This is a genomic window from Nocardiopsis sp. TRM 82005 (genome assembly GCF_056312425.1).
This window is the reverse complement of record NZ_JBWDTQ010000021.1, coordinates 112,980-137,795: the sequence shown is the minus strand read 5'-3', so window position 1 is coordinate 137,795 and position 24,816 is coordinate 112,980. Positions and strand designations below refer to the sequence as shown.

General features: G+C 71.2%; 18 protein-coding genes. 10 read left to right on the top strand and 8 right to left on the bottom strand.

From position 1 onward, the window contains the following. Positions 1-10: 10 nt before the first annotated feature. Entirely contained in the window at positions 11-976 is a 966-nt protein-coding gene (locus AC0T5L_RS17690) for an LLM class F420-dependent oxidoreductase (protein WP_476166594.1), read from the bottom strand. Positions 977-1,237: 261 nt separating this feature from the next. Here AC0T5L_RS17690 and AC0T5L_RS17685 point away from each other — a divergent pair, with 261 nt between their 5' ends. The 4 genes from AC0T5L_RS17685 to AC0T5L_RS17670 all read left to right on the top strand — a co-directional run bounded on the left by AC0T5L_RS17685 (position 1,238) and on the right by AC0T5L_RS17670 (position 4,677). Continuing rightward, positions 1,238-1,768 (top strand): YbhB/YbcL family Raf kinase inhibitor-like protein, encoded by a 531-nt coding sequence (locus tag AC0T5L_RS17685; RefSeq protein ID WP_476166593.1) that lies wholly within the window; start codon positions 1,238-1,240, stop codon positions 1,766-1,768. 294 nt (positions 1,769-2,062) lie between these two features. Then, positions 2,063-3,109, top strand: coding sequence for an ATP-grasp domain-containing protein (locus tag AC0T5L_RS17680; protein ID WP_476166592.1), 1,047 nt, complete (start codon positions 2,063-2,065; stop codon positions 3,107-3,109). After that, the gene (locus AC0T5L_RS17675; RefSeq protein WP_476166591.1) at positions 3,106-3,912 is read left to right on the top strand and encodes a 3'(2'),5'-bisphosphate nucleotidase CysQ family protein; all 807 of its coding nucleotides are present in this window, start codon (positions 3,106-3,108) and stop codon (positions 3,910-3,912) included. The genes AC0T5L_RS17680 and AC0T5L_RS17675 overlap by 4 nt, the downstream gene beginning before the upstream one ends. 213 nt (positions 3,913-4,125) lie before the next feature. Then, on the top strand, positions 4,126-4,677 hold the full coding sequence (locus AC0T5L_RS17670; RefSeq protein ID WP_476166590.1) for a DUF1707 SHOCT-like domain-containing protein: 552 nt from the start codon (positions 4,126-4,128) through the stop codon (positions 4,675-4,677). 81 nt (positions 4,678-4,758) lie between these two features. Here the strand turns inward: AC0T5L_RS17670 and AC0T5L_RS17665 are convergent, their stop codons facing one another. After that, positions 4,759-5,253 (bottom strand): DUF3145 domain-containing protein, encoded by a 495-nt coding sequence (locus AC0T5L_RS17665; RefSeq protein WP_476166589.1) that lies wholly within the window; start codon positions 5,251-5,253, stop codon positions 4,759-4,761. A gap of 533 nt (positions 5,254-5,786) precedes the next feature. Here AC0T5L_RS17665 and AC0T5L_RS17660 point away from each other — a divergent pair. From AC0T5L_RS17660 to AC0T5L_RS17650, 3 genes are all read left to right on the top strand, one after another. Then, on the top strand, positions 5,787-6,290 hold the full coding sequence (locus tag AC0T5L_RS17660) for an RNA polymerase sigma factor (RefSeq protein ID WP_476166640.1): 504 nt from the start codon (positions 5,787-5,789) through the stop codon (positions 6,288-6,290). Beyond that, the gene (locus AC0T5L_RS17655) at positions 6,287-6,724 is read left to right on the top strand and encodes a hypothetical protein (protein WP_476166588.1); all 438 of its coding nucleotides are present in this window, start codon (positions 6,287-6,289) and stop codon (positions 6,722-6,724) included. The genes AC0T5L_RS17660 and AC0T5L_RS17655 overlap by 4 nt, the downstream gene beginning before the upstream one ends. Positions 6,725-7,001: 277 nt before the next feature. Then, positions 7,002-9,155, top strand: a complete 2,154-nt coding sequence (locus AC0T5L_RS17650) for a CHAT domain-containing protein (RefSeq protein WP_476166639.1) — start codon at positions 7,002-7,004, stop codon at positions 9,153-9,155. A gap of 5 nt (positions 9,156-9,160) precedes the next feature. On the opposite strand, the gene AC0T5L_RS17645 is transcribed toward AC0T5L_RS17650, so the two are convergent. The 4 genes from AC0T5L_RS17645 to AC0T5L_RS17630 all read right to left on the bottom strand — a co-directional run bounded on the left by AC0T5L_RS17645 (position 9,161) and on the right by AC0T5L_RS17630 (position 14,464). Beyond that, the gene (locus AC0T5L_RS17645; RefSeq protein ID WP_476166587.1) at positions 9,161-9,814 is read right to left on the bottom strand and encodes an MBL fold metallo-hydrolase; all 654 of its coding nucleotides are present in this window, start codon (positions 9,812-9,814) and stop codon (positions 9,161-9,163) included. Between the two features lie 124 nt (positions 9,815-9,938). Further along, a complete protein-coding gene (locus AC0T5L_RS17640) occupies positions 9,939-10,760 on the bottom strand; it encodes an enoyl-CoA hydratase-related protein (protein WP_476166586.1) in 822 nt (273 codons plus the stop codon). A 318-nt stretch (positions 10,761-11,078) separates the two neighbouring features. Continuing rightward, positions 11,079-11,657, bottom strand: coding sequence for a DUF5998 family protein (locus tag AC0T5L_RS17635; RefSeq protein WP_476166638.1), 579 nt, complete (start codon positions 11,655-11,657; stop codon positions 11,079-11,081). 86 nt (positions 11,658-11,743) lie between these two features. Next, the gene (locus AC0T5L_RS17630; protein ID WP_476166585.1) at positions 11,744-14,464 is read right to left on the bottom strand and encodes a bifunctional acetate--CoA ligase family protein/GNAT family N-acetyltransferase; all 2,721 of its coding nucleotides are present in this window, start codon (positions 14,462-14,464) and stop codon (positions 11,744-11,746) included. Positions 14,465-14,740: 276 nt separating this feature from the next. Between AC0T5L_RS17630 and AC0T5L_RS17625 the strand changes: the two genes are divergently transcribed. Continuing rightward, on the top strand, positions 14,741-15,676 hold the full coding sequence (locus AC0T5L_RS17625; RefSeq protein WP_476166637.1) for a carbohydrate kinase family protein: 936 nt from the start codon (positions 14,741-14,743) through the stop codon (positions 15,674-15,676). A gap of 64 nt (positions 15,677-15,740) precedes the next feature. On the opposite strand, the gene AC0T5L_RS17620 is transcribed toward AC0T5L_RS17625, so the two are convergent. Next, entirely contained in the window at positions 15,741-16,400 is a 660-nt protein-coding gene (locus AC0T5L_RS17620) for a hypothetical protein (protein ID WP_476166584.1), read from the bottom strand. 279 nt (positions 16,401-16,679) lie between these two features. Beyond that, positions 16,680-18,851: a RecQ family ATP-dependent DNA helicase gene (locus AC0T5L_RS17615; RefSeq protein WP_476166583.1), complete on the bottom strand. Its 2,172-nt coding sequence runs from the start codon at positions 18,849-18,851 to the stop codon at positions 16,680-16,682. Between the two features lie 263 nt (positions 18,852-19,114). Between AC0T5L_RS17615 and AC0T5L_RS17610 the strand changes: the two genes are divergently transcribed. Next, a complete protein-coding gene (locus AC0T5L_RS17610) occupies positions 19,115-22,018 on the top strand; it encodes a glycosyl hydrolase (protein ID WP_476166582.1) in 2,904 nt (967 codons plus the stop codon). 252 nt (positions 22,019-22,270) lie between these two features. After that, positions 22,271-24,757, top strand: a complete 2,487-nt coding sequence (locus AC0T5L_RS17605; protein WP_476166581.1) for a DNA gyrase/topoisomerase IV subunit A — start codon at positions 22,271-22,273, stop codon at positions 24,755-24,757. Positions 24,758-24,816: the final 59 nt, after the last annotated feature.

Here is a 24,816-nt window from a genome sequence, read left to right as displayed (position 1 = left end):
AGCGGTCCCGTCAGCCCTCCGGGGCGAGTGCCCGCACGACGGCGGCCGGGTCCTGCCCCGGCCGCGGCATCGGCGCGATCACCGGGGTGGTCACGCCGTTGGACATGTAGTCACGGATGCGCTCGCGGCAGTACTCGGCGGGGCCGTGCACGATCAGCTCGTCCACCACCGAGTCCGGGATCGCGGCCAGCGCGCCCTTGCGGTCGCCCTCGTCCCATGCCTTCCACATCGGGTTCAGCTCCTCGCGGCCCAGCCACTCGTGGAACGCCCGGTAGACGGGGACGTTGAGGTAGGCGGAGATGGCCCACCGGCCGATCTCACGTGCGGTGTCGGCGTCGGTGTCGGGCATGGCGAAGATCCGCGCGACGACCTCCTTGTCCTCGCCGTACTGCCGTACGTAGGGGGTCACCTTGCCCACGTCCTCCGCCGACAGCCAGTTGATGATGGCGCCGTCGCCCTCGCGTCCGGCGAGCTTGAGCATGCCCGGGCGCAGGGCCGCCACCAACAGCGGCGGGGCCTGCTCGGGGACCGCCCCGAGCGTGAAGCCCTTGACGCTGAAGGTGTCGTAGTCGGCCTTGACCTTCTCCCCCGTGAGCGCGGTCCGCAGGAACCGCACAGTGTCGCGCACCTTCTTGAACGGCTCCTCGAAGGGGATGGAGTTCCACCGCTCCACGATCACGTTGGAGGAGGTGCCGATGCCCAGCGCGAACCGGCCCGGCGCGGCCGCGGCCAAGGTGGCGGCGCTCATCGCCAGGGTGGCGGGACCACGCGTGTACGCGGGCACGATCGCGGTGCCCAGGCGTAGTCGGGGAGCCCACACGCTCGCCAGGGCGAGGGGGGTGAAGGCGTCGGTGCCGTTGGCCTCGGCCGACCAGGCGTCGGTGTAGCCCAGGTCGGGCATCTGCTCGATGATGGACCGCTGCTCGGAGAGCGGGACCCCCTCCAGCGGGATGGTGATGCCCCAGCGAGTGGTCATGGCGACTCCCTGTCGGTGTTCGAAATACCGAATCCGGTTCTTGTTGGCAAGACCGTACCGCCCGGTCGGTCTGTTGTCTCGAAGCGCCTCCCCGTTCGCGCGCCCCGGCTTGTGCCCCCGTCTTCCGACACGGCGGGCCAGCCCCGAGACGCGCGCTCCCGGTGGGGCGTATGTTCGTAGGGCTCGGAACCGGACCCGCCGTCGTCGGGTACCCGGCCGGGCGACAGAAGCGCATCCCAGACGAACGAAGGAGGCCCCTTCGTGGCCACGCCACCCTCCCCTTACGACTTCTTGCCCCAGGTCCCGTCGTTCACCGTCACCAGCGACGACGTGACCGACGGGCAGACCCTCCCCAAGGCCCAGGTGAGCGGGATCATGGGTGCCGGAGGCGAGGACGTCTCACCGCACCTGTCCTGGAGCGGCTTCCCCGAGGGGACGCGGAGCTTCGCCGTCACCTGCTTCGACCCGGACGCGCCCACCGCCAGCGGTTTCTGGCACTGGGCGGTGGCGAACATCCCCGTCGAGGTCACCGAGTTGGCTACGGGCGCCGGCGATGGTTCCGGACTGCCGGAATCAGCCGTCACCCTTCGCAACGACGCGGGCTCACACCGCTACATCGGCGCTGGGCCGCCTCCCGGGCACGGCCCGCACCGGTACTTCTTCGTGGTGCACGCGGTGGACGTTCCCAGCCTGGACGTGGACGAGTCGGCGACCCCGGCCTTCCTCGGCTTCAACCTGTTCTCGCACGCTCTGGGCCGCGCGATGATCACCCCGGTCTACGAGCAGGAGTAGCCGGAAGGCAGGTGGCACGGTGAAGATCCGAGGACAGGCTCGGCGAACAGGCCACCGAAGACGTGGGGCGGGTGCACGGCACCGCCGCGCACCCGTCTTCGGCCTTTTCCTCTCGGGGTCCGGTGAATACACGCGCGAGAGACCCGTCTGGTTCACCTGACAACCGGATCCGGCCAATGACAAGCCGTCCGACAGCCCCGCGGTCTAGGCTCAGTATCCATCCTCCGCATGTCCGCCGACCATGTCCGAAGGGTTCGAACGGTGCCACAGCAGCCTGCGAGAAAACCAACCGTCGTGGTGACAACAGCAGGGTCGGCTTCTACCCCCGGAGTCATTCTCCACCTGCGCGAACACGGTTTCCGTGTGGTGGCGACCGATGTCGACCCCACCGCGCCCGGCCTGTATCTGGCCGATCGCGGATACCTGGTGCCGCCGGGTGACAGCGAGGCGTTCCTGCCCCGGATACGGGCACTGTGCGCGAGCGAGAACGCCGCTGCGATCGTTCCCCTGGTGGACGAGGAACTGGTCCACGTGGACGAACTGGCCAAGGACGGGGTGGCGGTGCTGCTCCCCCGGCTGGACTTCGTCACCACCTGCCTGGACAAGTACGTGCTGATGCAGGAACTGGAGGACGCCGGGATCGGGGTGCCCCACACCTGGCTGGCCTCGGAGTGGCCCAGCGGCGCGGCGGACGCCGCGTCCGGGGGACTCATCGTCAAACCGCGCAGCGGGCGGGGCAGCCGCGGGGTGGTGGTCATCGACTCGGTCCGCGACATGGCCCACGTGGTGGCCGAGGGCGGCTACGCGGCGGACGAACTGATCGTGCAGGAGAGGATCACCGGACCCGAGTACACGGTGTCGGTGGTGGTGTGGCGGGACGGCGACGTGCAGGCCGTGGTGCCCAAGGAGATCGTCCTCAAACAGGGGGTCACCAGGTACGCGGTGACCCGGCGCCACCAGGAGGTGATCCGCACCTGCCGGGCGGTGCAGGCCGCGCTCCGCGCCGACGGACCGTTCAACGTTCAGCTGTCCCTGGACGGTGACGGCAGGCCGAGGGTGTTCGAGATCAACCCGCGGTTCTCCTCCACCGCGTCGCTGACCGCGGCCGCCGGGGTCGACGAGATCACCGGGCTGCTGAGGCAGGCCGTCGCCGACGGCCCCCGCCTGGCCGACGACTGGCGCGAGGGGGTGGCGATGGTACGCCGGTGGACGGACGACTTCCTCAGCGAGTCCGAGTTCACCGCGCAAGGCATCTCCCCCGCGCCCGTGGGCTCCCCGGTACCGCACCGGCCGCTGCCATCGGGCAGTCAGACACCCGTCGCTCCGGTGCGTGCGCGGTGACCGCCGCGTACACGGTGACCGGCGCTCACCCGTTGTCGACCGCCGTGGCCACGGCGGTCGTGGAGGTCGGGGCCCTGCTCCGGGAGTGGCGGTCCAACGCCTCCGCGCTCAGCGGAACGTGGGAGGGCAGCCAGTTCAAGGCCCGGGCCGACACCATGGCGCACCGGGCCCTGTCGGAGCGGCTCAGGGCGATCGACGGGCGGATCCCGGTGGTCAGCGAGGAGGACCCGGAGTCGCTGCGCGGGGAGCGCCCGCCCCGGTACTGGCTGATCGATCCCATCGACGGAACCGCCAGCTACGTCCACGGTTTCCCCGGGTACGTGACCCAGGCGGCGCTGATGATCGGTGACCGGCCCGAGATCGCCGCGGTGTTCGCCCCCGAGACCGGGACCCTCTACACGGCCGTGCGCGGTCAGGGCGCACGCCGTGACGGACGCCTGCTGCCACCCTGCGAGGCCGCACCGCCCGGCCGGGGCGTGCTCACCGACAACACCCCCGAGCCGGAGGGGATCGCCCGCCGGGTCTACGAGCACTTCGGCTACGGCGAGTACCTGGAGAGCGGCAGCATCTCGCTGAAGCTGTGCCTGGTCGCCGAGGGCCGCGCGCACCTGTTCGTCAAGGACGTACCGGTCCGCGACTGGGACGTGGCCGCGCCCGCTCTCCTCCTGGCGGAGACGGGTGGACTGGTCACCCGTCTGGACGGAACGCCGTTCGGCTACCAGGGCACCTACGAGCACACGGGGCTGGTCGGTGGCGCCGATCCGGCGACCTGCCGGACCTTCGCCCGCTGGCTGGCCTCCTGACCGCCCCGAAAGGCCGTCCGGTGTGCCGCCGGCGCCTTCCCGAGACCTTCACGGGGCTTTCCGGGACGGCTGAGTGAGGCGGTGCCGGAACGACGTCGGCGCAGCTCCGGGGCTTTCCTCGAGGAGTACGGACTCACCTTCCGTGTATCCCTTTCCCACGCCGGGTGCGACGCGTATCGTGTGGTCACCAACTCGCGCCTTTGGGGGTGGGAAGTGGAGGATGAACGCCTGCCGCTGAACCAGATGCGCGCCTCGGACGCCGAACGCGATCTCACGGTGAACCACCTCACCGCCGCGTTCGTCGAGGGCCGCCTGGACCATGAGGAGTACGACCACCGGGTCGGTCTGGCGCTGGGGGCCGTGCTGGTCGGTGAGCTGCTCTCGTTGACCGCCGACCTTCCGGAACCCGGTTACCTCGCCCCCGGGCCCGCCTGGCCCGGCCCACCGATCCAACGGGATCCCTGGCATGAGCCCTGGTCGGAGACGGCGCGCACCGACCCGGGGTTCCAGCGCGATCCCCGCCCACGGTGCCACCACGGGCACTCCTCCGGAAAGGAACTGTCCGTTCTCTCCATCCCCTGGCACGAGTGGGGCGACGAATGGCGCTGGTGGCTGGGCGTCGCGGTGATCCTCACCGGTGTCTGGGGCGTGGTCAGTCTGATGGGCGGTGAGCTCGTACCCTACTGGCCGCTGGTTCCGCTGGGTATCTGGGCCGCAGTCCTGCTCGCCTCCGCCATATGGCCCAGCGAGGGGGAACCACCCTGACCGCCCGGGGCCCCGACGGCGCCCGTCAGCTCTCCGGCGGTATGCGACGGCGGGCGGGCCGGGCCCCTCACCGCCCGGCTCTCAACCCACCGCGTGAAGCCAGCGCACCGGAGCGCCGTCGCCCGCGTAGCGGAAGGGCTCCAGTTCCTCGTCCCAGGCGCGGCCGGTGAGGCGTTCGAGTTCGGCGGCCAGGTCGGTGCCGTCGGCGGCGGCCCGCTCCACGGCGAGGCGCAGGCGCCCCTCGGGCACGAGGACCTCCCCCGCGGCGCTGGTGACGGCGGTGAACATGCCGAGGGACGGCGTGTAGCTGTAACGCATGCCGTCGCAGCCCGGCGACCCCTCCTCAGTCACCTCAAAACGCAGGCGCTGCCACGTGTTCAGCGCTGAGGCCACCGCGCCCGCGGTACCCGGTTTCCCCTGCCAGTTGAGCTCGGCTCGGTGGTTGCCGGGTGCCGCCGGTTGGGCGACCCAGTCAAGTTTCACTGGCACTCCGACTACGCCCGCGACCGCCCACTCGACGTGTGGGCACAGCGCCGCGGGCGCGGAGTGGACGTACAAGACGCCACGTGCGGACACCGAACCTCCTGGTACGAACGAGTGCGCTTCCCCGACGCCCTCGTACCACGAGAAGGTTGCATACCCGCCTGAATGCTTTCGCCCCATTGTGCCCCACGGGCACACTGAGAACCAGCGCTCACACTGGTCTTTTCCAGCGTTCCCACCACGTCCGGAGGCTCCGAAGACTAGCGTGAACCCCGGCGAGTGGGAGTCCGATCATAGTGGGGGCAGGTTTGCCAGACCAGTCGCGTGAGGACATCCACAGCACCCAAACATCTCCTCAAACCGTACTTTCGACCTTTTCTTGGAAGGAAGCACCCCCACCTTCACTGGATTCGGCCACAACCAGCCGCGATACGACCGATCCGAAAACGGACAAAACCACACAGAACGCGGCCGAGCAAGGCGGTGGCCCGCCTCCAGCCCCCTCTCCGGTCCCCCGCTCCGACGGTGCCCCCGCCCGGCACGCCTCCACTGGTTCCGATGCCGCCCCCGGTGACACAGAACTCGTACGGCGGGCCTGCCGGGGCGAGCACAGGGCGTGGGAGGCCATCGTGGACCGCCACCTTCCCGTCGTGAACGCGGTCGCACACTCCTACCGCCTGTCCGCCCCGGACCGGGAGGACGCCGTGCAGACGGTATGGCTGGCCCTGAACCAGCACCTGCCCCGCCTGCACACCCCCGAGGGTCTCCGTGCCTGGCTGCGCCGGGTCACCCACGACGTCTGCGGCCGTCAACGCCGCCAGAGCGCCCGCCTCCAGCCGGTCGACCCCCACGACCTCTCCCGGGACGCCTTCGCCGAGGCGCCGGGCCCCGAGTCCGCGTACCTGCACAAGGAGAAGAACGATGAGCTGCGCCGTGCGATCCGGCGGCTCACCGACCCCGGGGAGCGGCGAGCCGCCCTGCTCTACCTCGACGAGTCCGCGGGTGCGGGTGCGCCCCCGGACCCCGACGACCCCCGCGCCGCGGACGACCAGGTGAATCCGAGGACCGCCGCGAACCAGCGGCGCCGCATGCTCCGCAGACTCCGCCGCCTCCTGGAGGAACCGACATGAGGAACCAGTCCGAGACCGGCCCCCCGACATGGGCTCTGGCAGGGCGGTCCGCCGCCCTGGCCGCCTTCGACCGCGGCGACGACGACGCCGACGTGGCTCTGTTGACCGTGGAGGCCGCTCCCAGCACCGAGGCTTTCCGCTCCGCGGACGACGGGGCGGACGGTGTGGCGGTGACCGTCCTGCGGTTCGAGCACGGTGACCTCACCATGGACCTCCAGGTCCACTCGGAGGGGAGGCTGCGCGCTCTGTCCGGGCTGACCACCGGGGAGTGCGAGCACGCGGTTCTGCGTGTGCGCCGTCCCAGCTCCTCCGACAGCCTGCGGGTCGGCGAGGACGGCAGGTTCACGCTGTCCGGCCTGGCCCGTGGCCCGATCAGCCTGGCACTGCGCAGAATGGGCCGTCCGCAGGTGGTCACCGACTGGTTCACCATCTGACCGGGCGACCGATCCGCCCCCTCGGTGCCGCGGTGCCGCACGCCGCTGTGCTCCGCTCCTGTGCCGCACGCCGCTGTGCCCCAGCCGCCACAGAACGGGACGCTCCGAACCCGGGTTGAAGACTGACTCGAACACGCCCCGATCGCTCTCCTTCGACCGGCTTCATCCGGGTTCGTACGGCCGGATTCTTCCCGTGTTGGCTCCGACCACTCCCGTGCGCCCCTCACGGCTGCTATTCCTGGGATCGGCCCGCCCCTCGGCGAAAGGCATCCCCTACGTGTCCCTGTGCACCCAGCCGGATCCCCCGTCCTCCGCATCCCCCGCGGCCTCCCTCCTCCCCGGTGGAGGGAACGGGCACGGCCACACCGCTCCGCACTCCGGCAGATCGCTGCTCGCCCGGGTCACCCACGGGGTGCGGCTGGCGCAGAGCGGCATGTTCGAGCAGACCGTGGCGCTGCTGGCCGACACCCACCGACGGCTTCGCGGCCATCCGGTGGCCGAATCCGCGACCGTGATGCCGGGGGTCCTGCTCAACCTGGGGCTGGCCCAGACGATGTGCGGCCGTTTCGCACAGGCCGAGGACCACCTGTGCGAGGCCCGCTCCCTGGCCGAGGAGCGCCACCTGCCGCTGATGGACATGGTGGTCCGCCAGAACCTGGGATGCCTGAGCCTCCACCGGGGAGACGCCTCCGCGGCCATCGCCACCTTCCACAGCCTGACCGACCGTCTGCCTCCGGAGCGGCGGGAGGCCCTGCACGTGGACCTGGCCGAGGCCCTGCTGGCCGAAGGGCTGGTGGAGGACGCGGCGGCGGCCCTGGCGGACGGGCCCTGGGCCGACGGCGCGCCCGCGTCGGCGAACACCATGCTGGTGGAGGCCAAGCTGTGTCTGCTGCGGGGCGACCACCTCCACACGGTCGAGCTCACCCGCCGGGTCCGGCACACGTTCGGCACGGGCTCCCTGTGGTACGGCCTGGCCGCACGCCTGGAGCGGATCGCGCTGTGCGACGACCGTGCCCGGCCCGTGTCACGGGCACGGGACGCCCTGGCCGTCCGGCGACCGTTGGCTGCACCGGAGTCGCGCGGGCCGGCCGAGCCGCACCGGGCACTGGACGAGCTGGAGCACGCCGCGTCCCGCCTCCCGGGGCCCTGGCTCGCGGGTGCGGGGGAAGACCCCCACGTGGTCCAGGCGGGACTGGGGAACGCACTGGCGGCCGATGACGCGGTGACCGCCCTGGAATGGGCGGAACTGGCCCGGACCTGGGCGGTACCCCACGTTCCCGGCCCCCGGGTGCGTACACCGGCGACGGCCTCGCTGGCCGACCGCTACAGGGACGCCCTGACCCACGGCCGCGACCCGAACGCCGTCGCCCGACGCCTGGAGTCCGCCCGCTGGCAGGCACACCACGAGGCGCGGTCAGCGCGGTCGGCCGGCTCCCCGCCGTCCTCCACGCCCGCACGGGAGCACGCGAGCGGTTCCCGACAGGTCCTCCGTCCCGAACCCGTGACCGACGCGCTGCTGGAGCGCCTCGGCGACCGGGCCTTCGTCCGGTACACGCGGGCCGGAGAAGAGGCCGTGGCGCTCGTGGCCGTGGCCGGACGGGTACACGCCCGCGTGCTGGGACCGCTCTCCCGCGTGGCACGGGTACTCGGCCGGTTCGTCCACCCGATGCTGCTTCCCGGGCACCCGGCCGGGTCCAACACCCGGGATGTGGCCGAGACCGCCGCCAGAACCCTGCTCGGCCCGCTGCTGCCGTTGCTGGGGGACCGTTCGCTCGTGGTGGCGGGCGATCCCTACCTGGGAGACCCGCCCTGGGGCGTGCTCCCCCCGCTGCGGGACCGCCCGGTGCACCTGGTGCCCACCGCGCGGTTCTGGTTGAACCGCGTCTCCTCCGGGACCACCACGTCCGCCGTGCCGGGGCGGGCACTGCTGGTGGCCGCGCCCGGCCCCGGCGGGGCCGGGCGCGAGGTGGCCGGGCTGGCCGACCTTTATCCGGGGGCACACGTACTCACCGCCGAGCGTGCCCGGCGCTCGGCGGTCCTGGCCGCCTTCGGGGAGGCCGACCTGGTCCACCTGGCCGGGCACGGACGCGTTCCCCACCGGTCGCCCATGCTCGCCTCGGTCGAGCTGGGCGACGGCCCCCTGCTCGCCTGCGACCTGACCGCCCTGTCCCGGGTACCGGACATGGTGATCCTGTCCACCTGCTGGAGCGGTCGGGGTTTCGCCGGCCGTGCCGGGGACCCGCTGGGGTTCGCGGGCGCGCTGCTCGCCGCCGGTGTCCGCACCGTGGTGGCCAGCCCCGTCCCCGTCGGGGACGAGAGGACCAGCGAGGCGATGCACCACTTCCACCGCTCGCTCACCGCGGGCGTCCCCCTGCCCGAGGCGGTGGCCGTTCACCTCGGGCGGATCGGCTTCTGCTGCTTCGGTGCCTGAGCCCCCTACCAGCCGCGCTCGCGCCACTCACCCAGGTGCGGGCGCTCAGCCCCCAGGGTGGTGTCGCTCCCGTGCCCGGGGTAGACCCAGGTGTCGTCGGCCATCGATCCGAAGAGGCGCTCCTCCACGTCCCCGAACAGGACACGGAAGTCCTCGTCGGACCAGGTGCGGCCGACACCGCCCGGAAAGAGGCTGTCACCGGTGAACAGATGGGTGTGGCCCTTGGGGTCGTCATAGCGCAGGGCGATCGACCCGGGTGTGTGCCCACGCAGGTGGATGACGGTCAGAAAGCTCTCCCCCACGGGAACACGCGTTCCGTGCACGACGGGCTCGTCCACGGAGACCGGGAGCTCCCCACTGTCATCGGGGTGGGCGACAGTGCGGGCACCGGTCTGGCCGACGACCTCGGCCAGGGCCTGCCAGTGGTCCTGGTGACGGTGGGTGGTGATCACCCTCGTCAGGCCGTTCTCGCCGATCAGTTCCAGGATGCGGTCGGGTTCGGCCGCCGCGTCGATGAGCACGGCCTCATCGGTGGCACGGCAACGCAGCAGGTAGGTGTTGTTGTCCATCGGTCCGACGGCCAGTTTGGTGATCGTCAGATGCGGTAGTCGTCGCAGGTCGGCGGTACCACCGACCCTGGTATCTCCGGAGTAACTCACCCGACCATTGTGGCCTGTGGTCGGGAGCGGACGCACCCGGGCCACACGGATCGGACGCCCGGTGATCCGGGCGTCCGACCTTCGGGGCGCCACGGAGGCGCCCCCCGGCATGCGGATGACCTGGTCACCGGGCCCAGCGCGGCGGGCGCTTCTCGAAGAAGGCGGCACGTCCCTCGGCCGCGTCCTCACCCCCGAAGAACTCGGCGGACAGCTCGCCCATCCGGGTGAACGCCTCGGTGCGCCGGTCCGGGGCGGCCAGCGCGCCCGTGCCCAGTTCTCCCAGGAGATCCTTGGTGCGCGACAGCGCGCGCGGTGCCGATCCCCGTATCCCTTGCAGAACCGCGTCCACCGCGTGTTCCATGTCCCGGTCGGGGACGGCCTGGGTGATGAGCCCCGCCCTGGCGGCGGCAGAGGCGTCGAACAGCTCGCCGGTGAGGAAGTAGTGGCTGAGCTGGCGCGAGTGCATCCGTGCGGACACCGGGACGGAGATGATGGCGGGAACCACGCCGATACGCACCTCGGTGAAGGCGAACGTGGCGCTCTTGGGCGCCAACGCGATGTCGGCGGCGGCCACCAGGCCGATACCACCGGCCCGAGCAGCACCGTTGAGGACGGCGATCACCGGTTTGGGGGCGCCCATGATCTGCTCGAAGACCTCGGGAAGCTCGGGCGCCGGTTCGACCGGGGCGCCCTGGAGCGCCGCGCCGACCTCCTTGAGGTCGGCTCCCGCGCAGAACACCGGACCGGTACCGGTGAGCACGATGCCGCGCACCTCGTCATCGGCCACCGCGTCGGCGAGGGCCTCGGACAGTTCCGAGCGCAGCCGCGCGGACAACGCGTTGCGGTTGCGGGGGGAGTCGAGGGTGACCGTGGCGATGGCGCGGTCAACGGTCAGGCGTACCAGGGGCGTGTCGTCCGGGGATGTCGGGGACGGGTGCTGCGTCATCGCAGGCGGGCCTTTCTCCGGGTGCGTCCTCGCGTGTGCGGGGAGGGGTGGGAACGCGCGCGGGCCTCGGCGCGCGTACACGTCGGGCTCGTGACCGGACGCGTCTCGCAGTATGCACGGATCCGGTTCAACCTTAGACGGCCCCGTTGTCAAGGCACCACGCTTCGCCGCGCCGAGTTCGTTGAGTCCCGGATACGGGCGGCGATCCACGTGTTACCCGAAACGGCGGGCTCCCCCTCGTCGCCACCCGCCGCGTCCGCCCACACCGGATGCCGGGACCGCACCACCCTGGCACGGGGCTCCCCGGTCCCGGCGGCCTCAGCGGTGGGTGGTCGCCGTGGACAGGGCGTCGGCGAAGTGCATCATCGCCGAGACGGCCGGAGCGCCGTCCGCCGCCTCGCTCACCCGCAGGGTGAGGGGCTCGGCGGTGATCGCTCCGGTGTAACCGTGGTCGAGCTCGCACGTCTCGTCCGCGCAGGAGGCCGGTTCGAGGTCGATGTGGGCGATCGCGCCCCAGTTCACGGAGAGGTTGACGCTCAACACCAGCTCGCTGGGCAGGCTGCCCGGCGTGTACTGGGCGGGGTTGGGCACCACCCGGGTGAGGGCCACCGACTGGATGTTGCCCAACTGGATGCTGTCGGTCGTGGTGGAAGCGTGCGAGGTGCCACCGGGTTCGGTGGGCGGGTGCTCATCGGTGTGGCACACCACGAGCCGGGTCGCGGTCAGCAGCATCACGGTGATGTGCCGCCGCATCTCCATGGCCGGGTCGAAGGTCGCCTCGTGGTGCACTATGAACGACTCGGCGTTCTCGTCACCCAGGACGTTGGCGACGGCGTCGATCACCAGCGCCGGGTAGTACCCGCTGCGCTCGATCTCCTGCCGCCAGTCCGTGGACACGGCACGTGTTTTCCTCATACTCCTATCCTGCCCTCTTCCCGTGACACTTCGCGACCGGGACGTGAAACGGGACGCCCATCCCATGATCAGAACGTCACCCCGCGCAGTCGCCGAGGACCGGCGTCGGGCCGCACCTCGGGAGCCTCGCGCAGCCATATGCGCGCACCCAGCACATGGGCTCCCGTGGCGTTGACCAGAACCGGGTCCAGATCGATGTAGCCGATCTCGGGGAATGCCTCCACCAGGCGTGACACCCGGATGAGGAGCTCCTCCAGGGCTTCCACGTTGGGCTGCTCGGCGAGTGAGGTCGCACCGGCGGGCAGCCCGAACAGCAGCGGGGCGGCGCGCACGGAGTGGATGATGTCGGCGGCGTCCATGTCGGTGAGCGGCGCCAGCCGGAAGGCCCGGTCGTCGAGCAGTTCGGCGGTCACGTCCGCCAGGCCGAAGGAGACCACCGAGCCGAAGGACTGGTTGTCTCCCGCCCGGACGACCGTGGGCACGCCGGGGGCGACCATGCGCTGCACGACGAGCGGGGCCTCCTCACCGAAGCGGTCGTACATGGACGCGAAGGCGCTGCGCACGTCCTCGGGGGCACGCAGGTCGGCGCGCACGAACGCACCGCCCGCACGCAGACGCATGTCCGGGGAGTCGGCCTTGACCACCACGGGGTAGCCCAGCTCCCCGGCGGCCACCACGGCCCCCTCCTCCGAGGAGACCGGGATACCGGGGTAGGCGGTGATGCCGTAGCAGGACAGCAGGTCGCGGGCGTCCTCGTCGGAGACCGCCTTCTCCTCGTCGTAGCGGCGCTCCCCGCCGAACCAGGCGATGTCGTCCGCCGAGGTCGTGGCGTTCTTGAGCGCTCGGGCGATGGTGGCGCGTGCACGGGCGCGGTCGATGTCGGGCAGCTCGGGGTGGCGTCCGGGCTTGCGGTTGCGCCACTGGGCGTAGCGGGTGGCGTAGGCCAGGGCGCGTACCGCGTCCTCGGGCGAGGGGTAGGAGGGCACCGACCCGCGCAGGGTCTCGCCCCGCGCGCCGACGTGGCGCAGCTCCTCGGGGACTCCCTGGCGGGCCAGGTAGGTGGTGACGATGGGTTTGGCCGAGTTCAGGGAGCGGGCCCGCAGCACCCGGGCCACATCGTCGGAGATGGGGTGCAGCGCGGGTACGAACACCACCACGACCGAGTGCACGTCCTCGGCGGCCAGCGCCGCCTCCAGGGCGCGGTCGAAATCCTCAGCGGTGGCCTGCGGCCCCAGGTTGACCGGGTCGTGCGGTTTGAGCCCCTGGCGCACGACCGCGTCCTTGACCAACAGCTCCAGGGAGTCGGAGTTGCCGATGACGCCCACGCGGGGCCCTTCGGGCACGGGCTGGTAGGCGAACACCTGGGCGGCGTCGAACATCTGCGTGATGTCGTCCACCCGCACCACCCCGGCCTGCTGGAACAGCGAGGTGACCGCGTAGTCGGGCAGGGAGAGCCCGCCCGCGGCGTGGCCGGTGGGCGTGGTCCGCGTCGAGCCGCCGCTGCGCACCGCCACCACCGGCTTCAGTTTGGCGAGGCGTCGGGCCAAACGCGTGAACTTGCGCGGGTTGCCCAGCGACTCCAGGTACTGCAACACCACCTCGGTGGTCGGGTCCTCCTGCCAGTACTGCATGAGGTCGTTGCCGGACACGTCCGCGCGGTTGCCCGCCGAGACGAAGGTGGACAGGCCCATCCCGCGTTCGGCGACGCGCTGGAGGATGGCGCGGCCCAGGGCACCGGACTGGGAGAAGAACCCGATCGTGCCGGTGGGCGGCAGATCCGGGGACAGGGTGGCGTTGAGCGAGACCGCGGGGTCGCTGTTGGCGATGCCCAGGCAGTTGGGGCCGACCACGCGCATCCCGGCGGCGCGGGCGGTACGCACCAGCTCGTCCTGGCGGGCGCGGCCCTCGGGACCGACCTCGCCGAACCCGGAGCTGACCACGATGAGCCCGTGCACGCCCTTCTCGGCGCACTGCTCGACCACGTCGACCACCGTGTCGGCGCGTACCGCCACGACGGCGAGGTCGACCTGGTCGGGGATGTCCAGGACCGAAGGGTAAGCGCGCACGCCCACGACGGCTTTGGCCTCGGGGTGGACGGGGTAGACGGGGCCCTGGAACTCGCCGCCCAGCAGGTTGCGCAGGGCGGTCTGGCCGATGGTGTGGGCGGTGCGGCTGGCGCCGATGACCGCGACCGACTCCGGGAAGAGCAGGCGGGCGATGGAGCGCGACTCCGCGCGCTGCTCGCGGGCCCGCATGACCTCGGTGGAGTCGTCGGTGGGCTGTAGGTCGAGGGTGAGGCGGATGACGCCCTCGTCGAAGGTCTGCTGGGCGGTGTACCCGGCCTCGCGGAAGACGTTGATCATCCGCCGGTTCTCGGGCAGCACGTCGGCGATGAAGCGGCGCATGCCGCGTTCGCGGGCGGCCGCGCCGATGTGCTCCAGCAGTACCGATGCCAGACCGCGGCCCTGGTGGGCGTCCTCCACGACGAAGGCCACCTCGGCCTCCTCCGGCGCCACCTTGTCGTAGCGCACCACGGCGACGAGGGAGTCGGAGATGGTGGCGACCAGCGCCACACGGTCCTCGTAGTCGACGTTGGTGAAGCGCCTGACGTCTCGGTCGGAGAGCTTCGGGTAGGGCGCGAAGAACCGGTAGTAGACGGTCTCTGGAGAGAGCCGGGCGTGGAACTCGCGGAGCAGGTCGGTGTCTTCGGGGGTGATGGGGCGCAGGTGCGCGGTGCCTCCGTCGGTGAGGACGACGTCGGCTTCCCAGTGGTTCGGGTAGGACTGCACGACTGCGAGACTAGACGACAAACGGCCGAATCCGGTGAAAGTTCGTGCGGGCGCCGCGAAAACCCCGTCCGAAAACCTCGCGCGGTGCGTCCGCGCGGGCTCGACCACACGAGTCCAGGAAGTCCTGTCCTGACAGGATTCGGGCTTCGGCGAGGCATTGGTCCCAGTGTGGCCGGGGCGCTGTCACTTCGTTACACGCCGCTGACAGTTCACCTGTTAACGTCGTGCGAGCACAGATCCTTATAACCCTCGGCGGTGGCTGGCGAAATGACACGAGTGGTCGTGATCGGTGACCTGATGACCGACGCCGTCGCACGCGCGTTCCACCCGTTGGCTCGCGGCAGCGACACTCCGGCGTCCGTGGTCATGTACGGCGGCGGTTCCGGGGCGAACATCGCCTCGTGGCTGGCCGTGGAGGGCACCGCGACCACGTTCGTCGGTCGCCGGGGCTCCGACATCACCGGCCGTACTCGTGAGATGGAGCTCATGGGCTACGGCCTGGACTCGCGCATGGTGATGGACCCCGAGCGCTCCACCGGCACCTGCGTGGTGATGATCACCCACCGGGGCGACCGGACGATGCTGAGCGATCCGGGTGCCAACGCCCGCCTACAGCCCGAGGACCTGCCCCGCGACGTGTTCGGCCCGGACGGGCACCTGCACGTGTCGGGGTACACGCTGATCAACCCCGACTCCCGGCGCGCCGCCCGGGTGGCGCTGCGCATGGCCCGCGAGAGCGGGATGTCGATCTCTGTGGACGCCGGCTCGCACGCGCCGTTGGAGCGCGCGGGCGCGGAGAACTTCCTGGACTGGACCCAGGGTGCGCGCCTGCTGTTCGCCAACGTCGCCCAGGCCCGGGTGCTCACCGGACGGGACGAGCCGGAGGCCGCCGCGAAGGTGCTGACCGCCTGGTTCCCGAACGTGGTGCTCAAGCTCGGCGAGGAGGGCGGCCTGTGGGCGTCCAAGACCCGCGAGGACTGCGTGACCGCGCCCGCCGAGCTCGTGGACCCGTCCCCGGGCTCCGTGGGCGCCGGTGACGCGTTCATCGCCGGTTTCCTGCCCGCGTGGCTGGTCGGACGCCACCCCAAGGAGGCGCTGGGCCGGGCGCACCACCTGGCGGCACGCGCCCTGCACCAGCCGGGCGCACGCCCGGATCTGGGCGAGGGCGAGCCGGTCCGCCGCAGCAGACCGCGCGGCCAGCGCATCCGTTAGACCGTGTTTCGCGGGGCTGTCCGTCCCGCGGCGGGGTCGGCGCGTCCGCCGACGCATGCCCTGGCTACCGGGGCGGTTCATGGCCGCCGTAGGTCTGGTCGGCGGCCATCCCCGTGGGAGCGGGCTCGCCGTGGCCGACCGTCGGTGGGGTGAGGGGCGCGAGCCGGGGATGGTTGCGCAGCTGCTCGGTGCCGAAGCCGAGGTAGACCACCGCGACGGCCAGCCAGGGGACGCACGGGCCCTGCCATCGCAGGGGTTCGCAGTCCTCGAAGAGCTGCACGAGGCTCCAGTGCTCCAGCAGGGGTTCGGCCTGCATGATGCCCCCGTGCCACCACGACAGCCAGCGGTGGCCTCCGATCAGGGCGATGATCCGCTGGTTGGTCAGATAGGCGACAACCCGCTGGAACTCGCGCCACTGCGGAGCCGCCATCGCCTGTGCCCGTGAGCGGGCGCTGGCGTTGCCGATCGCCTGTCCGGCCAGACCCGCGGCTACGAACATCGGGGAGCCGAAGTAGAAGCCGGAACGCTGCTGGTAGGTGACGTCCTGCCCGTAGTAGCGGGAGTAGTCCATCACCAGTTCGGCGTGGGCGACCTCCCGCGCCTGGAGGCGCACGGGGACATAGGGCAGGACGGGTAGCGGTTTCTCGGCGAGCAGGGCCTCCTTGAGCCGTCGAGCCTGTTCCCAACCTTCGATCCAGGCCTGTTCGTCCTGCCGGTGCGGCATAGTCCGCCCCTTCTCCATGAAGTTGTCAGGTTTGCCGGTGAAACCGTGAAGGAGTGCCCGGACCGAGCCGGGACCGCGACAATCCTACTTCGAGGCACCCCTGCCTCCACAAGGTCGAGGGCCTGCGCAAACCTCTGCCACACAACGGATCCAGGTCCGCGAGGCACCGGGCGACACAGCGGTGGACCCGTCCAACGGCACGTCGACCGCGACCTGGCCGACGCCGCGGTCCACCGCTCCCGCCCGCGCGCCCCGCCGCCCGGGACCACCGTCGCCGGCTCAGCTTCCGGTGGTGGCCAGGGTGAGCGGAAGGACCTCGGGCGCCCCCGCCCCGCGAAGCAGCGCGGTGCCCACGGTCAGGCTCCAGCCTGTGTCGACGAAGTCGTCGACCAACAGCACCGGACCCGGTGTGCGCTCCTGGAGCTCGGCCATCCGCCCGGTCAGCTCCTCCCCCGCCACCAGGGCCGAGTACACCTGTTCCAGGCGCATCGCGCTGTTGTGCCTGCGGGGCCCCGGTCCGCGCTCGGTGCGGTACTCCAGCGCGCCCACGGGCGTGAGCCGTCCGAGCTCGGCCAGCCGCGAGGCCAGGTCGGTGATCATCCCGGGCCGGGTGAGCGAGGGCATCGTCACCACCCCGACGGGGCGGCTCTCCCAGCCCCAGGAGGCCAGGACCCGCACCACACCCTGGAGCACGCGCTCGTCCACCGGCGCGTCGGGGGCGTCGACGGCCAGGACGCGGCGCAGCTCGTTGCCCCAGCCGATGTCGGTGAGGCGGCCCAGGGCACGCCCCTCTCCGGCCCGCAGCTCCTCCTTGATCTTGCCGGACAGGTTCACGCCCAGGGTGTTCATCCCGGTCGGCCACTGGCGGCGCGGCGCGATCGGCGTGCCGGGGCGGTCCAGCTGCTCTGCGGCGGCCTCACGCCGGGCGGGGTCGGCGTCCGCGGGCCAGTACTCACCCGTGCACACGTCACAGCGTCCGCAGGACATGGCCCCGGGATCGTCCAGCTGGCGGCGCAGGAACTCCATGCGGCAGGTGTCGAGGTCGAGGTAGTCGAGCATGGCGCGCTGCTCACGCTCGCGTGCCCGGCTGACGGCCGCGTAGCGGTCGGCGTCGTAGGTCCACGGCTGCCCCGTGGCCACCCAGCCGCCCCGGACCCGGCGCACGGCCCCGTCCACGTCCAGCACCTTGAGCATCTGTTCCAGGCGGGTGCGGCGCAGGTCCACCCGGGTCTCCAGGTGGGCGGGCGACAGCGGCCGGTCGGCGGTGGCGAGCACCTCCAGGGTCTGGCGTACGGTCTGCTCTGGCGGGAAGGACAGCCCGGCGAAGTACTCCCAGATCTGGGTGTCCTCGCGTCCGGGCAGCAGCACCACCTCGGCCCGCTGCACACCGCGTCCGGCACGGCCGACCTGCTGGTAGTAGGAGATCGGGGACTGCGGGGCGCCCAGATGGATGACGAAGCCCAGGTCGGGCTTGTCGAAGCCCATGCCCAGGGCGCTGGTGGCGACCAGGGCCTTGACCCGGTTGGCGAGCAGGGCGTCCTCGGCCTCGCGGCGCTCCTCGGGATCGGTCTGGCCGGTGTAGGCGCGTACGTCCATGCCCTGTTCGGCCAGGAAACGGGCGGTCTCCTGGGCGGCGCTGACGGTGAGCGTGTAGACGATGCCCGAGCCCTGGATCTTGGGCAGGTGCTCGGCCAGCCAGCCGAGCCGTGCCGTGGAGTCGGGCAGTCGGGCCACGGCCAGGCGCAGGCTCTCGCGCTCCAGGGAACCACGCAGGACCAGGGTGTCCTCCCGCTCGCCGCCCGCCCGGAGCTGTTCGGCGACGTCGTGGGTGACGCGCTCGTTGGCGGTGGCGGTGGTGGCCAGCACCGGGACGCCGTCGGGCAGGTCGTGCAACAGGGAGCGGATGCGCCGGTAGTCGGGGCGGAAGTCGTGTCCCCAGTCCGAGACGCAGTGGGCCTCGTCGATGACGACCAGGCCCGCACCGGCGGCCAGCTCGGGCAGGACCCGGTCGCGGAACTCGGGGTTGTTGAGGCGTTCGGGACTGACCAGCAGCACGTCGACCAGACCCGCCGCCACGTCGGCGTAGGTGGTCTCCCAGTCAGTGGTGTTGGAGCTGTTGATGGTGCGCGCGTGGATACCCGCGCGCTCGGCGGCGGCGATCTGGTTGCGCATCAGCGCCAGCAGCGGGGAGACGATGACGGTGGGCCCCGCCCCCTCGGCGCGCCTGAGCGCGGTGGCCACGAAGTACACCGCCGACTTGCCCCAACCGGTGCGCTGGACGACGAGAGCTCTGCGACGCTCGGCGGCCAGGGCGTGGATGGCGGTCCACTGGTCCTCGCGCAGCCGGGCGGACTCCCCGGCCAGGGCACGCAGGTGTGCCTCGGCGCGTTCGCGCAGCGCGCCGCCGGTGGCGTCGGTGTGGGAGGTGCTGTCAGGGGTGGGTGTGGCCATACGTCCTTTGGTACCAGAGCCCGGGGACAGCGAAGTGATGGTCCACAGGCCCGTTTCCCCAAGGACGCTCCAGGATGGCCGCTTCGGGACTGAGTTCCAGAAAAGCACACAAGATCAAACTTGTAACAGAAAGAGAACTTTCCACTTTCCCGGCATTGCGCTCCTCCGTGTCCGACTGAACACTCATCGCCAGGGCTCACATCTGGGAGCGCTCCCGCAAATCCGGAGAGCGTCCTCCCGCGAGAACGAGCGAAAGGCGCACCATGCAGCATCCATGGAGTCGATCGGGCTCCCGCCACCCACGCTCCCGGGCCTCGTCCCGGCGGAACACACGGTTCGGGGCGTTGGCGGCCGCGGCGGCACTCGCCGTCGCCGGAACGTCCGCCCTGGCCGTCACCCACGACGGCGTCGACGCCGCCAGCGCGTCCGCGTCAGCGGCGCAGGTCCAGGTGGGAGCGGGGAGCTACGCCGACGCCCGCCCCGAGGGAGCCTCCGGCCCCTCCGACCTCAACGGCGATCCGGTCTCGCCCAAGGTCACCAGCGACTACGAGGGCCCCGCCCCCACCAACGAGTGGTGGTCCTCCCTCATCTTCCAGCGCTACCCCGACAACCCGTACGGCGAGAACCTCTTCGCCCACCCGGCCACCTTCCGCCCCCACTCGGGTGGACTGGAGATGGGTTATCCGAAGGATCCCCAGGTCATCGCCGAGGGCCTCAAGTACGAGCACCCGCACACGGCCGACCTGTCCCTGGGCGTGACCGGGCTCGACTCCCCCGACACACGAGTAGCCGACAGCGGCGACTGGACGGTCACCGCGCACTGGGAGGGCGGCGGCTCCGCCCTGCGCGCCACCATCGGCCAGGGCCTGCCCTTCGCCTACGCCGAGACCAGCGGCGGCGATGCCGAGGTGGCCTTCTCCAGCCCGCCCGAGGTCTGGCACGAGGACGGGCCGGTGATCGGCGCGAGCGTCGACGGCCGCCACTACGCCCTCTTCGCACCCTCCGGCGCTCCCTGGTCCCGGTCCGGGGACACCTTCACCGCCGCCACCGGTGACGACGGCCACTACTCCGTGGCGGTGCTGCCCTCCCCCGAGGACCTGGACGCCTTCGCCCCGCACGCCCACTCCTTCGTCACCGGCTCCATCGTCGAGTACGACTACGACGAGGCCGCCGCCACCCTGACCAGCACCTACCGGCTACGGACCGAGGCCCGTGAGGACGGGGCGGCCGGCACCCTGATGGCGCTCTACCCCCACCAGTGGGACAACGCCGCCACCGAGCTCACCGGCCTCTCCTACGCCTCGCCGCGCGGCGAGATGCGCGTGGTCGAGGGCGCCAGCTTCACGACCGAGCTGACCGTGAACGGCGTCCTACCGAACCTGCCCACGGTCGACAGCGCGGACCACGACCGGATGCGCCAACTCATCGACGAGGTCCTCGCCGACTCCGAACCCTTCCCCGAGCCCGGCGACACCTACTGGGACGGCAAGGCCATGGGACGGCTGGCCCAGCTCGTGCCCATCGCCGACTCCATAGGACACACCGAGGCCCGCGACGAACTCCTCGACCTGGTCAGGCAACGCCTGGAGGACTGGCTGACCGCCGGGGGCACACGCCAGTTCCACCACGACACCGAGTGGGGCGCCATGCTCGGCTACCCCGACAGCTTCGGAGCCGCGCAGGAGCTCAACGACCACGACTTCCACTACGGCTACTTCGTCTCGGCCGCCGCCGTGGTGGCCCGCTATGACAGCGACTGGGCCGACGAGGACTCCTGGGGCGGCATGATCCGCCTGCTCGTCCGCGACGTGGCCGCCACCGACCCCGACGACGACATGTTCCCGCGGCTGCGCTCCTTCTCGCCCTACGCCGGGCACGGCTGGGCCTCCGGGCACGCCGGGTTCGCCTCGGGCAACAACCAGGAATCCTCGTCCGAGGGCATGCACTTCGCCGCAGCCACCGCCCTGTTCGGCTCGCTGACCGGTGACGAGGAGCTGCGCGACCTGGGCGTGTACCTGCACACCACCCAGGCCTCCGCCATCGCCCGCTACTGGCAGGACCACGGCGGCGACACCTTCCCCGAGGGCTTCGAGCACGACGTCGTGGGCATGGTCTGGGGCGACGGCGGCGACTACCGCATCTGGTGGGACGGCGGCGAGGAGGAGCACTACGGCATCAACTACCTGCCCTTCACCGCGGGCTCGCTGTACCTGGGGCACGACCCCGAGCACGCCGGAGCCATGTACGAGTCCCTGGTGGACCGCCTCGGCGGCGAACCGAGGATCTGGCGCGACATCCACTGGGCGCACCGCGCCCTCTCCGACGGTGACGACGCCCTGCGCATGTTCGAGGAGCAGTGGGACACCTACGAACCGGAGGCGGGCAGCTCCAAGCCGCACACCTATCAGTGGGTCTCCACACTCGCCGAGGTCGGCACCGTCGACACCTCCGTCACCGCCGACACCGCGCACTACGCGGTCTTCGACGACGGCGGAACCCGTACCCACACCGCGTTCAACCCCGGCCCGGACCCGATGACCGTCTCCTTCTCCGACGGCGTCGAACTGCGCGTGGAGCCGCGTTCCCTGGCCTCCACCGCTGGCGAGGGCGGCGGTGGCGACCCCGGGGGCCCGGACGAGCCCGGGGATCCGGACGAGCCCGGGGATCCGGGGGACGGCGGGGTCGGTGACGGACGCCTCCACCTGACCCCCTCCGCGCTCTCCGACGCCCCGCACGACTCCGTGAGCGATATCACCATGGCCTCCGCCGGAGGAGGCAACCAGGACGGCCTGCCGCCGGACGACCGGGTGGTCCTGAGCGCCGACGGCCTGACCGGCTCCCACACCGGCGGCACCACGGCGTTCTCCCTGCCGGTGGACTCCGGAGGCGCGGTCGGTAACGCGGTCCAGGTCCGCGTGGTCTACGACCTGGACGGTGACGGCACCGACGACCGGACGGAGACCTACAGCTACTTCGCCACCGACGACCGGGACGGCTGGGAGGAGTACACGCAGGACCGGGGCGTGGTCAGCGGTGACGGAACCCTCGGTGACCTGGACGGCGGCTCCGTCCGCGTCGAGCTGTGGAGCGCCCTGGGCAGTCAGCCCTCGAAGGTTCTGGTCGGCCCCCAGGACGGCGCCTCGATCACGATTCCCTTCACCGGCTGACGACGGCCGCGACCGCGGGAACACCGCGGGGACACCGGCCCTCCGGCGTCCCCGCGGGTCCGGGGAGAACCAGCTGTGACCGGCGGTTGGGCCTCTTCCCTCCCTCTGGTGACGGTGGTTTTCGCCTCAACCCGCCCATGGGGCGAAAACCACCTCGGAGATAGACAAAAACCCATGCGTCATGCGACTCACACGCGCCCAACCACGCGTCTGTGTACGTTTCAGTCTCTGGCACAGGCCAGAATTACGGACATGGCCCGTACTACTACCCGTCCCCCCGAGGATCTCGCCGAGAAGATCATCGACATCGACGTCTCCGAGGAGATGCGCGGCAGCTTCCTGGAGTACGCCTACTCGGTCATCTACCAACGCGCGCTACCCGACGCGCGCGACGGTATGAAACCCGTGCAGCGGCGCATCCTCTACCAGATGAACGAGATGGGGCTCCGGCACGACCGCGGCCACGTCAAGTGCGCCCGTGTTGTCGGGGAGGTGATGGGGCGACTGCACCCCCACGGTGACAGCGCCATCTACGACGCGCTCGTGCGCCTGAGCCAGTCCTTCGCCATGCGGGTGCCGCTGGTCGACGGACACGGCAACTTCGGCTCTCTGGGCGGCGACGACGCACCCGCCGCCATGCGCTACACCGAGGCCCGCCTGGACAACGCCGCCGAGCTGCTGGTCTCCTCCATCGACGAGAACGTCGTCGACTTCGGGCCCAACTACGACGGCCAGGAGACCGAGCCGGAGGTCCTGCCCGCGGCGTTCCCGAACCTGCTGGTCAACGGCGCTTCCGGGATCGCGGTGGGCATGGCCACCAACATGGCCCCGCACAACCTGGGCGAGGTCATCGCAGCCGCCCGTCACCTGATCGCCCACCCCGACGCCACCCTGGAGGAACTCACCGAGTTCGTACCGGGCCCGGACCTGCCCACCGGCGGCACCATCACCGGGCTGGACGGCATCCGCGACGCCTACCGAACCGGCCGCGGCACCTTCAAGACGCGCGCCACCGTCTCCATCGAGAAGGTCTCCGCGCGCCGCACCGGTCTGGTGGTCACCGAGCTGCCCTACAGCGTGGGCCCGGAGAAGGTCGTCAGCCGAATCAAGGAGTTGGTACAGAACAAGAAGCTCCAGGGCATCTCGGACCTGAAGGACCTCACCGACCGCAACCAGGGCCTGCGCCTGGTCATCGAGCTCAAGAACGGCTTCAACCCCGAGGCCGTCCTGGAGGAGCTGTACCGCCTGACGCCGATGGAGGAGTCCTTCGGCATCAACAACGTCGCCCTGGTGAACGGCCAGCCCCAGACACTGGGACTGCGCGAGCTCCTCGAGGTCTACGTCAACCACCGCCTCGACGTGGTGCGCCGCCGCAGCGAGTTCCGCCGCACCAAGCGCCAGCAGCGCCTGCACCTGGTGGACGGCCTGCTCGTGGCCCTGCTGGACATCGACCGGGTCATCTCCCTGATCCGTGAGGCCGACGACACCGCGGGCGCGCGTGAGGCGCTCATGGGCGCCTACGACCTGTCCGAGATCCAGGCCCGCTACATCCTGGACACCCCGCTGCGCCGCCTGACCCGCTTCGACCGGCTGGAGCTGGAGACCGAGCGGGACAAGCTCAACAAGGAGGTCGAGGCCCTCACCGAGGTCCTGGAGTCGGACAAGAAGCTGCGCCGCATGGTCTCCAAGGAGATGAGCGAGGTCTCCAAGCAGTTCGCCACCCCGCGCCGCACCCAGCTGCGTGAGAGCGACGGCGCTTCGCGCAGCGCGGTGATCCCGCTGGAGATGGCCGACCAGCCCTGTCACGTACTGATGGGCGTGGACGGCACGGTCGGCCGGAGCAAGGGCGCCACCGTGCCGAGCGTGTACGAAGGCCTGCGCACCCGGCACGACGCGGTCCACGTGTCCGTCCCCACCACCTCGCGCTCGGACATCGGCCTGGTCACCGACCTGGGCCGGATGATCCGCGTCCCGGTGGTGGAGCTGCCCGAACTGCCCGACGAGGGCGGGGAGGGGCCGCCGCTGGCCTCGGGGCTGCCCGTGGCCGAGTTCGTCCAACTCGAGGAGGACGAGCGGGTGGTGTCGGTCGTGTCGATGGACGCCTCCGGCCCCGGCTTCGTCGCCGGCACCCGCGGGGGCGTGGTCAAACGGGTCTCCCCCGACTACCCGCCCAACAAGGACGACTTCGAGGTCATCTCCCTCAAGGACGACGACCGCGTCGTGGGCGTCACCCAGCTGTCCACGGGCGAGGAGGACCTGGCCTTCATCACCTCCGAGGCGCAGCTGCTGCGCTTCTCCGCGACCGCCGTGCGCCCCCAGGGACGGCCCGCGAGCGGCGTGACGGGCATCCGTCTCTCTGAGGAGGCGAGGGTGCTGTGGTTCGGCGCGGTGCCCAGCCCGGAGGACTCGGTGGTGGTCACCATCTCCGGCTCCTCCCACACGCTGGAGGGCACACAGGCCGGCTCGGGCAAGATCACACCGTTCGAGGTCTACCCGACCAAGGGCCGGGCCACCGGCGGCGTGCGCTGTCACCGCTACCTCAAGGGCGAGGACACACTGCTGTTCGGCTGGATCGGCCGCTCTCCCGCCCGCGCCGCCCGTGCCGACGGCAAGCCGGTACGCCTGCCCGACCTGAGCGACCGCAGGGACGGGTCGGGTGAGGCCCTCCCCCGCGCGATCGTTACCGTAGGTAGTGGGCAGACCAACGCCGGGATCACCCCTCCCGGTACCGGCGCCTGAGTTCTTCGTCTGAGCGCCGCGCGCACCGGAGCGGTCCGGTGCGCGCGGCGCGTGCGCGA

Excerpts from the sequence above, each read along its gene's own strand:
- AC0T5L_RS17640 (WP_476166586.1), bottom strand. The coding sequence starts at position 10,760 with ATGACGCAGCACCCGTCCCCGACATCCCCGGACGACACGCCCCTGGTA.
- AC0T5L_RS17655 (WP_476166588.1), top strand. The coding sequence starts at position 6,287 with ATGAGGAACCAGTCCGAGACCGGCCCCCCGACATGGGCTCTGGCAGGG.
- AC0T5L_RS17605 (WP_476166581.1), top strand. The coding sequence starts at position 22,271 with ATGGCCCGTACTACTACCCGTCCCCCCGAGGATCTCGCCGAGAAGATC.
- AC0T5L_RS17690 (WP_476166594.1), bottom strand. The coding sequence starts at position 976 with ATGACCACTCGCTGGGGCATCACCATCCCGCTGGAGGGGGTCCCGCTC.
- AC0T5L_RS17615 (WP_476166583.1), bottom strand. The coding sequence starts at position 18,851 with ATGGCCACACCCACCCCTGACAGCACCTCCCACACCGACGCCACCGGC.
- AC0T5L_RS17620 (WP_476166584.1), bottom strand. The coding sequence starts at position 16,400 with ATGCCGCACCGGCAGGACGAACAGGCCTGGATCGAAGGTTGGGAACAG.
- AC0T5L_RS17610 (WP_476166582.1), top strand. The coding sequence starts at position 19,115 with ATGCAGCATCCATGGAGTCGATCGGGCTCCCGCCACCCACGCTCCCGG.